The following is a 9979-nucleotide window of genomic DNA, read 5'->3' as shown; positions in this document are numbered from 1 at the left end:
AATTTTACTATTCGCTATGCCTCGTACCATGCTGACAGATCAACACTGGCAAAAGTTGAAAACTATTTTGCGTAATTTATCTATTCATCACAACTCAAATTTACGTAATTTTATTGAAGCTATTCTCTATAGAATTAGAACAGGCTGTCCGTGGCGAGATATTCCTTCCTATTTCGGTCAATCAAACTCTATTTTCAAACGTTTTAATCGTTGGTCAAGCAGCGGTAAGTTGCTTAGATTATTCAAATTATTAGCATCATGCCCCGATATGGAGTGGATTTTTATTGATGGCTCTCACGTACGTGCTCATCAACATTCTGCCGGTATAGCGAATCAATCCATTTCTAAAAGTGTAGGAGGAAACTCCTCAAAAATACATTTGATTGTTGATTCACATGGCAATCCTATTGATTTCATGATTACCGATGGCACTACACATGACATCAAAGTTGCACCTGATTTAATAGCAACATTAGATTTAAAAGAGACAGAAGTGGTATGCGCAGATAAAGGCTATGATTCAGAACCACTGCGTGAGCAGATCAGAAAAACAGGAACAAAAGCGAATATACCAAAGAAAATAAATAGCCAATCGAACAATGATCATATGGACTGGTATTTATATAAAATCAGGCATTTAGTTGAAAATATGTTTTGTAGATTAAAACAATTTAGAGGGATAGCTACTCGATATGACAAGCTCAAAAGAAATTATCAAAGTGCTGTTGCCTTAGCCTGTATATTTTTATGGCTACCTTTATAGGTTTAATTATGAACAGTAAATGTCAACAGACCCTAACCATTTGATATTCAATATTTACTTAATATTGTTGATCCAATCCATCATCGGGGCAACGGAAATACGTGGCTTTAATGATTCAAGTGGTTGCATAAAATATTCTCGGATGTGGACAAGAAAAGAAAGGGCAGCATTATACGATTTTTACGAAAAATTCACCAATCATCTTCATCCTTGAGAAATCTAAATATTGGTTTATCTAAAGTTGATGCATTGCAGTGTTTTTCGAGTGAGTAGTAAATCTAATAAGCTAAAGATCATACATGCTAGCACTAAGCCAATACCTGCAAAGCAAGTCATCGTCCAACCACCATGGTTCCATGCAAAAATTCCTAAAGCAGAACCGCACGCGCCACCGGTAAAATAAGCAGTCATATAAATGGCATTAATACGTGATTTTGCATCAGGGCGTAAGCGAAAGATTATGCTTTGATTGCTTGTGTGGACCAATGCAAGCGCCAACTGAATCAGTGCAAAACCCAAGATATAGCTAAATAAATAGAGCTGACCAAAATAAAAAAATATCCAACTTAAGATAAACAATCCACAACCCATCCAAGTGAGTTGATTGGTAAATCCCTGATCCGCATATTTACCAATATATTGGGTTGATAAAGCACCAAAAATACCAAATAAAGTCACCATACCAATAAATAAATCAGGTAATTGATGTGCAGAGCTAAGTAGTAAAGCAATCGTTGAGTACAAGATACTCACTGCTGCAAAAGCAAAACCACCTGTCAGCGCTCTCAGCACTAAACGTTTTTCTTGTTTTAATAGTTGCCCCATTGAAACAAATACTTGCCCATAATTCAGTTTCATCTTCATGACGTATGGCAGACGGCTTTTAAGTGCAAAGGCAAGAAACAGCATCAAAATTCCACTGAAGATATAAATTACCTTCCAGTGAAACAAGTTCGAGAATAAGCCAGCTAAGCTGGTCGACAAAAGGATGCCGACCAATAGCCCACTCATTAAAAAACCTACAACTTCACCTGTTTTCTCAGGTTGAACAGTCATCGTTGCCAACGGTATCAATACTTGTGCTGCTACAGAAAATAATCCGGCCATAATGGTACCGACCCAAAGCATCGGTAAGTTCACAGAGAACGCACTGATAAACAATCCCGCTGCACATAAGCTCATTAAGAGTGGAATAAATTTGGTTTTATTCACCACATCGCCCATAGGGACAATAAAAAGTAAACCGAGAGCATAAGAAACTTGGGCAAAGGTAACTGTTAGAGCAGCTTGGCTCTGACTAACAGAGAAATACTGCTGTATGGAGTGGATCAGTGGTTGACTATAATAGTTTGCACCAGCACATAAACCACATGCAGCCGCCATAAACCAGAGTAAGGCTTTATTTTCACTAATATCTTGAGTGTTAGGCATAATGTTCTCTTAAACTGGTTTACATAGTATATGCAGTTGCTTCGATTTCAATTTGCATACCTTCCAACGCTAAACAAGGCACGGGAATGAGCGTACATGCAGGAAATGCAGCATTTTTCCAAAAGTGTTGGATAGTCTGTGTGAGCAAATGTAGCTTTTCAGCATTGTGATTGACAATTAACACGCGCAAAACAGCAATATCTTTGAGCTGTGCTTGTACTGAATTGAGTGCTGTTTGAATATTATAAAAGACTTGTTGTACTTGTTGGTCAAAATTCTGTGAAAGTTCACCTTTATTATTTTCTCCGCCTTGCCCTGAGATATGAATGATCTTCATATTAGGCTGAACGACAGCAATGTGACTATATCCATTTAGGCTAGGATCATACAGCCCATTAGGATTAATGAGTTTGAATGCGAGAGAATCTGAATCTTTTACGACTAAACCGTTCGTAGAAATTCTAAAAATGTTAGTATCAAAGCTCAAGTTAACTAGTGGTCAAGCAGATTTTGAAAAAACAACAATCTCCAAGTTGGCTAACCATAGGTGAGCTTGCAAAGCGAAGCGGTGTAAGTGTTCCAGCCATTCGCTTTTATGAGGAAAAAGAATTAATTTGGGGGATACGAACCACAGGTAATCAGCATCGTTATCAAAGGGCAATGCTGAGACGTATTGCTATTATTAAAACAGCGCAGCAAGTTGGAATATCATTACAACAAATCAAGCAAACCTTCGAAACTTTACCTAAACATCGCAGTGCGACAAAAAAAGATTGGCAAATCATGTCTCAACAGTGGCAAGGACAACTGGATCAACAAATTATGATGTTACTCCAATTGCGACAGCAGTTAGATCAATGTATTGGATGTGGGTGCTTATCTCTGGAACAATGTCCTTTACGAAACCCTGACGATTGTCTTGCTGAAGAAGCAATGGGAGCACATTTTCAAAAAATTTTGTTTTTGATGAATCAAGATGACATTGATAATTCAACATAATGTCTATTTTTGCACTAAAATTGTGCAATATGGTGCTTTTAGTAAGACAATCTCCCATAAATATCACTTGAGAAAATGCCATTTAAACTTTTTACATTTCTTTTTTAGTTTTCCAATCTTTTTTTGCATAGTGAGATCAACCCAATCTTAAGAAAAATGAATCAAGTGAAAGCGAAATAAGCTGTTGTTATCAGATAAATTGATAGAAAAGTCGCATTTAAAACCAGTAAAACTTTTAAAGAAGCCAATCCTTATCATTAAATGCATGATTAAGATGCAAATTGACCTAATCAATTGATACGTACATAAGCAAATCGAATCATTCAGAGATGAGCTGTGATCTTTATGTATCAGAGATAGTGAGAGCGGGTTTTAGTTTATTTATGAGATATCGCTATACAGGCTTTTATATCAATAAAAGCTTAGGCAAGAATTGAGCTGTATTGATAATAATCAAATCGAATTATTTTGTTTGTATAAATTTGAATCATTGCTTAACGGGAAGACAAACGTGCTGAGCATACAAGGTTTAAATACAAATATGAATCACCAGTTCAAAATATAGGTATTTATTAAATAAATATTGGGTGGAATTTTAAAAAACTTCCATTAGAATCCAAAATTCTACAAAGAATACTCCTGGGGGAAACATTGCTATCAGCGATGTTTACTTAAGAAAAACTAGCTTGAGGAACGCTCATGCAGATCGGAATCCCAACCGAAACTGTCGTCGGTGAAAGTCGTGTAGCTGCTACACCTGAGACAGTAAAGAAGTTGATTAACGCAGGTCATAGCGTTGTCATTGAACGTGGTGCTGGTGTTAAAGCTGCGTATATTGACAGTGCTTATGAACAAGTTGGCGCAACCATTACGGACGATGCATATACAGGTAGCCAAATTATTTTGAAAGTACGTGCTCCGAAAGGTGACGAGATTCAAAAGCTTGCGGCTAACACTACTGTAGTAGCAATGTTTGACCCTTACCGCAATCCAGAATTAGACCAGTTTGCTACTCAGCAAGTGTCTGCTTTTGCATTAGAGTTACTTCCACGTACACTTTCTCGTGCACAAAATATGGATGTACTTTCTTCACAAGCAAACTTGGCAGGTTATAAATCTGTATTGTTAGCAGCGGCTGAATATCAACGTATGTTCCCAATGTTAATGACTGCTGCGGGTACCGTAAAACCTGCACGTGTTGTGATCATGGGTGTTGGTGTTGCAGGTCTTCAAGCCATTGCGACTGCAAAACGTTTAGGTGCAGTTGTAGAAGCAACAGACTTACGTCCAACAGCAAAAGAGCAGGTTGAGTCTTTAGGCGGTAAATGGTTAGACGTACCAATGTCCGATGAAGAAAAACAACGTGCTGCTGAAGCTGCGAAAAGCGGATACGGTTGGCAGCCTGGTGAGCAATACATCAAAGATCAAGCTGCGATTGTAGATAAAGCTGTATCAAATGCTGATATCGTAATCACGACTGCATTGATTCCAGGTCGTAATGCTCCACGTCTGATCAAAGCTGAAACTGTTGCCAAAATGAAACCAGGTTCTGTCATCTTAGATATGGCTGTTGAAACTGGTGGTAACGTTGAAGGTTCTAAAGAAGGCGAGACTGTTGTTACTGAAAATGGCGTGAAAATTTTGGGTATCCCAAATATTCCAGGCACAGTTGCAACAGAAGCATCTGCATTGTATGCACGTAACGTTTTCAACTTCCTTGAAACATTATTCGACAAAGACAAAAACTTTGCGATCAATCAAGAAGATGAAATCCAAAAAGCGTTACTCGTGACTCATGGCGGTCAAGTACTGCTCAAGCGCGGTTAAGGAGAGTTCTCATGGTTGAAACGATTACAATTTTCGTCCTTGCCATCTTCGTAGGTTACTACGTAGTTTGGGGAGTAACACCTGCGTTACATACACCACTTATGGCGGTAACGAACGCATTGTCTTCAATCATTATCGTTGGGGCAATGATCCAAACCGTGGGTATGCCTGTGATTGGTGTTGAAGCAAATGTAGCTTTCCAAAGCGTAAACGTTGTGAGCATCTTGGGTGCAATTGCTGTGTTCTTGGCAAGTATCAACATTTTTGGTGGCTTCGCTGTAACTGCTCGTATGCTTGAAATGTTCAAGCCGAAGCAAAAGAAAAAAGAGGGCTAATAGATGGAATTTATTCGAGACTATGCGGATTGGTTCTACCTGATTGGTGCCGTCCTTTTTATCTTAACTTTGCGTGGTTTGTCAGGTCCTAAAACTGCAATCGCAGGTAACCGTTACGGTATGATCGCTATGGCGATTGCTGTAGTGACAACATTCTTTGTTGCAGAACATCCAGTTGTTTGGATGATCGTTGGTGCGATGGTACTTGGTGGTGTGGTTGGTATCGCTCGTGCGCGAACTGTTCCGATGACACAAATGCCTGAAACAGTTGCTTTAATGCACTCATTGGTTGGTTTGGCTGCGGTATTAATTGCGATTGCTGCGATTTTACACAACAATCAATTAACAGCATTATTTGCTGAAAATGAAGCTGCTTTAACTGCTGCTGGCGTACAGCATGCTCATATGAGCAAAGTTCATTTATTTGAATTGTTTGTAGGTTGCTTCGTTGGTGCGATTACATTTACAGCATCAGTATTTGCTTACGGTAAATTAGCTGCTAAGAAATGGGCAAAAACGATTTCTGGTGCATGGGTTAAACCTGTTCAAGCGCTTATCTTTGCTGCAATGCTTGCGGCAGGCATCATGTTCTTCTTGACGAATAACATGACTGCTTTCTGGGCGATGACAGCACTTGCACTTGCATTTGGTTGGGTTTGGATTGCGCCAGTTGGTGGCGGTGATATGCCAGTTGTGGTGTCGCTTCTTAACTCATTCTCTGGTTGGGCTGCAGCTGGTATTGGTTTCACACTAGAAAACAATATGTTAATCGTTGCTGGTTCACTTGTAGGTTCCTCTGGTGCGATTCTTTCTTACATCATGTGTAAGGCGATGAACCGTTCAATCATCAACGTATTGTTTGGTGGTGCGATGGGTGGTGCAGCAGTTGCTACAGCGGACAAAGGCGAACAAGTTCAACGTAACTATCGTTCTGGTTCAGCAGATGACGCAGGCTTCCTGATGTCAAATGCTGACAGCGTTGTGATTGTACCTGGTTATGGTATGGCGCAAGGTCGTGCACAAAATGCAGTTAAAGAATTATGTGAAATCTTAAAAGAACAGGGCGTAAAAGTTCGCTTTGCGATTCACCCAGTTGCGGGTCGTATGCCTGGTCACATGAACGTATTGCTTGCAGAAGCTGATGTACCGTATGAAGACATTTTAGAGATGGATGAGATTAACTCAGACTTCCCTGCAACAGACGTAGTACTTGTGATTGGTGCGAATGACGTAGTGAACCCAGCGGCGAAAGATGATCCAAGTTCACCAATCTATGGTATGCCGATTCTTGAAGCTCACAAAGCTCGTACAATCATGGTAATCAAACGTTCTATGGCAACAGGTTATGCTGGCTTAGACAATGACTTGTTCTACAATGAAAAAACAATGATGATCTTCGGTGATGCGAAGAAAGTTGTTGAAGATATGACGAAAGCAATCAATGGTGGTGGTCACTAATCTGACCTCGCTCAAGATTGTAAAAGCCACCCTCGGGTGGCTTTTTTATTTCGTTCTCATCAATTAAAGAAAATTTTCAACAAGATCCATGGATTGATCATATAGTTCACGAGCGAGTTGTTGATTTTTTGCGTGTGGTGATTTCCAGTCTGGCATATGTGCACTGACATATTCACCATTACGATTTGCCCAATGATCTGCAATAGCCATATCTGTAATTAACTTAGCAGGAACAGAAGTGGATACTAAACCGATTTTCATTACTTCATAAACAGGCTTTGGTAGTTCGCGATAGATGTCTGATGCAACGCCACCTGGATGCAAAGCATTATTGGTAATGGTGCTATTGGCCATACGTTCAGCTAAAGCATTACTGAATAAAAGATTCGCTAACTTAGATTGCCCATAATAAAACAGCGGATTGTAGAAACCTTCTGCGCGAAATTTATTAGGTTTGATTGAACCTGCCCAATGTGCAATTGAAGCAAGGTGGATGATGCGAGCTTTAGGTGCTTTTTCTAAAACTGGGAGAAGCTTTTGGGTCAACAAGAAGTGACCGAGATAATTCACACCAAATTGTTGTTCAAAGCCATCTTGAGTGAGTTGTTTGGTCTTAGCAAACAATCCTGCATTATTAATTAATACATCTAAATCACCATAACGATCCGAAATTTCATCCGCTGCTTTTCGTGTATGTTCTAGGCTATTTAAATCTAGAGAAATAAAATCCACTTGCCCTTGGTCTAATGCACGTAACTTTTTCAGTGCAGCCTGTGCCTTTAGAGGGTTACGACAAGCCAAAATGACATGTTGTCCATTTTTCACAAGTTGTTCAGCGGTAGCGAAACCAATCCCAGTATTTGCACCTGTAATTAAAATTTTCATTTCTATGCTCCAGCAATACTTATATTTCTAAAACTTTAAAGCATTGTTATATTGCTTTAATTTTGACAATTTGTCATGTCAATTTTGTGCGTAAGGTGATTCATATTTATTTGAGATGCGTATTTGTCAATGAAGAGACTGATATTCAATGTGATTTCTACAAGATATCTATGGCATATCTAAGTTTTTATTTTTTACATTGAATAAATATAAATACTTGAAAATCTAAAAAGAAATATATGTTTATCTTGGCATTCTCCTTGCATTGGATTGAATGATCTTTTAAGGGGAATTTAATGAAAAATATAATTTTGATTTCTACATTTTTAATATTTCTCTCAACATCAGTATCCGCCTCAACAGCACCGAATATTCAAGAAATTCGTATTTCACTCGATAGTGTTTGGGTGGTTATTGGGGGGATCTTGGTGTTTTTCATGCAGGCAGGATTTGCATTGATCGAAAGTGGGTCAGTGCGTAGTAAAAATACAGTCAATGTACTGATGAAGAACTATATGGATACCTGTATCGGGGGCTTAGTATTTTGGTTGTTTGGATTTGGATTAATGTTTGGCTTAAATCAATCAGGATGGATTGGATTGAGCCACTTTATGCCAGATCAGATGGATGATTGGCACTGGAACTTGCTTTTCTTCCAAATGATGTTTGCTGCGACAGCGACAACCATTGCGAGTGGAGCAATGGCAGAGCGTATCCATTTTGTTGCCTATGTAGTAAGTGCCATTTTTGTGAGTGGTGTGATTTATCCAGTTTTTGGCAGTTGGGCGTGGGGTGGTTTGTTTGGGGGAGATGGTTGGCTTAAAGCCATGGGCTTTATTGATTTTGCAGGTTCTACAGTTGTGCATTCTATCGGTGGTTGGGTGGCTCTTGCAGGGATTATTGTCCTTGGTCCTCGTTTAGGGCGATTTGGGCGTAAAGGACAAAGCCATTTTTTAGCTGGACATAATTTACCTCTAGTTGCGCTAGGTGGGTTTATTTTGTGGTTTGCTTGGTTTGGTTTTAATGCTGCTTCAACTGTTTCAGCAAATGTCAGTATTGGTCGTATTGCGTTGAATACACATTTAGCAGCATGTGCAGCAGCTTCAACTTATATGATTTTGGCATTGATCCGATCTAAAGCTGTATTAATACGCAATACCATTAATGCTTCGCTGGCGGGGTTGGTCGCGATCACTGCTGGTTGTGCCACGATGTCGCCAATTTTCGCAATTATGACAGGTGTTGGCGCAGGTATATTGATTAGCTTTGTGCCACAACTTCTTGTCAAAATGCAGTTGGATGATGTTGTAGATGCGGTTGCAGTTCATGGCGTATGTGGTGCTTGGGGTACATTGGCTGCTGGCGCATTTTTGGAAACTAATCTTTTTGATGCAAATGTGATGTATGTTCAGATCATAGGAATTTTTTCTGCATTCATTTGGGGATTTGGTTTGGCATTGCTGGTATTTAAGATTTTGGACAAAGTTCTTGGAGGTTTGAGAGTGTCTCAGCAACATGAACAACGAGGCCTAGATTATACCGAGCACGCGGAGCTTTCATATCCAGAGTTTCAAAGGGATTTAACCTTTGATGCTGACAATATTACGCATCGTCATTAATAGGAGCTGTGTTTATGGCTGAATTAACGATTGAGCAAAAAAGATTAGCAATCGAAAAAGGCTTATCTCAGTTTTTACCTGAGTCTGTTTTGCAGCGTGCTTTAAGTTATTGGGAGCGTGAATATGGGCATCAGCCATCATTTGTTTTGAATCGATTTCTCAGTGAAATTTGTTCAAATGATGAATTGCGTATGCAGCGCAAAGAAATGTTGCGTCAAGTTCTATACGAAATCTCAATATTAGAGAAGCAGCAACATCTTAAAGTAAAAGATAAAAAAGTATCCACCACACAGCCTAGTATTCAAATTAATGAAAATAATAATGCGCTTTTTCAAGTGTTTCATGATTTTGTGATGGCTGTATTAAAGGGTGTGGTGCGAGATGATTATCTGGAGTTTGTGGAAGAAATACAGAAAAGCATGAAGAAGCATCGATTACTTGCTGGATATTTTTATCTTCTGGGTGCAGAGCAGGAGTCATTAAAGCAAATTTCACAGCAACATTATGCTGATATGTTAACTATGCTATATGCGGTTTATTGTGATTTTTACGGTCCGATTAAAGCAGATCAGCTTTATGCTGCAATACGGCAAGAAATCAAAGAGAATTATACTGAAGTGAATCTCGCATCATTATTATAGATATAAAAAAGCGACCTACTA

The 9979-nt window shown here is 39.1% G+C and carries 10 protein-coding genes; 7 read left to right on the top strand and 3 right to left on the bottom strand.

Features of this window, described 5'->3' with window-relative positions; all coding sequences use genetic code 11:
• The first annotated feature begins 16 nt into the window (after positions 1–16).
• Positions 17–763: an IS5 family transposase gene (locus tag MKL32_RS11330; RefSeq protein WP_004912080.1), complete on the top strand. Its 747-nt coding sequence runs from the start codon at positions 17–19 to the stop codon at positions 761–763.
• A gap of 231 nt (positions 764–994) precedes the next feature.
• On the opposite strand, the gene MKL32_RS11325 is transcribed toward MKL32_RS11330, so the two are convergent.
• Both MKL32_RS11325 and MKL32_RS11320 read right to left on the bottom strand, forming a co-directional pair.
• Positions 995–2194 carry an MFS transporter gene (locus MKL32_RS11325; RefSeq protein WP_270900546.1) on the bottom strand — a complete coding sequence of 400 codons (1200 nt, stop codon included), beginning with the start codon at positions 2192–2194 and terminating at the stop codon, positions 995–997.
• Between the two features lie 19 nt (positions 2195–2213).
• A complete protein-coding gene (locus tag MKL32_RS11320) occupies positions 2214–2654 on the bottom strand; it encodes a RidA family protein (RefSeq protein ID WP_212388897.1) in 441 nt (146 codons plus the stop codon).
• Positions 2655–2704: 50 nt separating this feature from the next.
• Between MKL32_RS11320 and soxR the strand changes: the two genes are divergently transcribed.
• The 4 genes from soxR (at position 2705) to MKL32_RS11300 (ending at position 6813) form a co-directional block, all read left to right on the top strand.
• Positions 2705–3193 carry a redox-sensitive transcriptional activator SoxR gene (soxR, locus tag MKL32_RS11315; RefSeq protein ID WP_270900545.1) on the top strand — a complete coding sequence of 163 codons (489 nt, stop codon included), beginning with the start codon at positions 2705–2707 and terminating at the stop codon, positions 3191–3193.
• Positions 3194–3892: 699 nt separating this feature from the next.
• Positions 3893–5020, top strand: a complete 1128-nt coding sequence (locus MKL32_RS11310; RefSeq protein ID WP_004906659.1) for a Re/Si-specific NAD(P)(+) transhydrogenase subunit alpha — start codon at positions 3893–3895, stop codon at positions 5018–5020.
• 11 nt (positions 5021–5031) lie between these two features.
• The gene (locus MKL32_RS11305) at positions 5032–5355 is read left to right on the top strand and encodes a proton-translocating transhydrogenase family protein (protein ID WP_004681730.1); all 324 of its coding nucleotides are present in this window, start codon (positions 5032–5034) and stop codon (positions 5353–5355) included.
• 3 nt (positions 5356–5358) lie between these two features.
• Positions 5359–6813 carry an NAD(P)(+) transhydrogenase (Re/Si-specific) subunit beta gene (locus MKL32_RS11300; protein ID WP_004960756.1) on the top strand — a complete coding sequence of 485 codons (1455 nt, stop codon included), beginning with the start codon at positions 5359–5361 and terminating at the stop codon, positions 6811–6813.
• 63 nt (positions 6814–6876) lie between these two features.
• Here the strand turns inward: MKL32_RS11300 and MKL32_RS11295 are convergent, their stop codons facing one another.
• A complete protein-coding gene (locus MKL32_RS11295; RefSeq protein ID WP_004960751.1) occupies positions 6877–7698 on the bottom strand; it encodes an SDR family NAD(P)-dependent oxidoreductase in 822 nt (273 codons plus the stop codon).
• A gap of 296 nt (positions 7699–7994) precedes the next feature.
• On the opposite strand from MKL32_RS11295, the gene MKL32_RS11290 reads away from it, so the two are divergent.
• Both MKL32_RS11290 and MKL32_RS11285 read left to right on the top strand, forming a co-directional pair.
• Positions 7995–9317 (top strand): ammonium transporter, encoded by a 1323-nt coding sequence (locus MKL32_RS11290; protein ID WP_125272175.1) that lies wholly within the window; start codon positions 7995–7997, stop codon positions 9315–9317.
• 14 nt (positions 9318–9331) lie between these two features.
• Positions 9332–9958: a hypothetical protein gene (locus MKL32_RS11285; RefSeq protein WP_125272174.1), complete on the top strand. Its 627-nt coding sequence runs from the start codon at positions 9332–9334 to the stop codon at positions 9956–9958.
• Positions 9959–9979: the final 21 nt, after the last annotated feature.

It is taken from the genome of Acinetobacter sp. AOR34_HL, from assembly GCF_027854795.1.
Taxonomy (GTDB): domain Bacteria; phylum Pseudomonadota; class Gammaproteobacteria; order Pseudomonadales; family Moraxellaceae; genus Acinetobacter; species Acinetobacter junii.
The sequence above is the reverse complement of the archived record's forward strand: the minus strand, read 5'-3'. Positions and strand labels throughout refer to the sequence as shown.

Bases quoted from the DNA above. Each gene is read 5' to 3' on its own strand.
- MKL32_RS11330 (WP_004912080.1), top strand. From the start codon at position 17: ATGCCTCGTACCATGCTGACAGATCAACACTGGCAAAAGTTGAAAACT.
- MKL32_RS11300 (WP_004960756.1), top strand. From the start codon at position 5,359: ATGGAATTTATTCGAGACTATGCGGATTGGTTCTACCTGATTGGTGCC.
- MKL32_RS11310 (WP_004906659.1), top strand. From the start codon at position 3,893: ATGCAGATCGGAATCCCAACCGAAACTGTCGTCGGTGAAAGTCGTGTA.
- MKL32_RS11290 (WP_125272175.1), top strand. From the start codon at position 7,995: ATGAAAAATATAATTTTGATTTCTACATTTTTAATATTTCTCTCAACA.
- MKL32_RS11325 (WP_270900546.1), bottom strand. From the start codon at position 2,194: ATGCCTAACACTCAAGATATTAGTGAAAATAAAGCCTTACTCTGGTTT.
- MKL32_RS11295 (WP_004960751.1), bottom strand. From the start codon at position 7,698: ATGAAAATTTTAATTACAGGTGCAAATACTGGGATTGGTTTCGCTACC.
- MKL32_RS11285 (WP_125272174.1), top strand. From the start codon at position 9,332: ATGGCTGAATTAACGATTGAGCAAAAAAGATTAGCAATCGAAAAAGGC.
- MKL32_RS11305 (WP_004681730.1), top strand. From the start codon at position 5,032: ATGGTTGAAACGATTACAATTTTCGTCCTTGCCATCTTCGTAGGTTAC.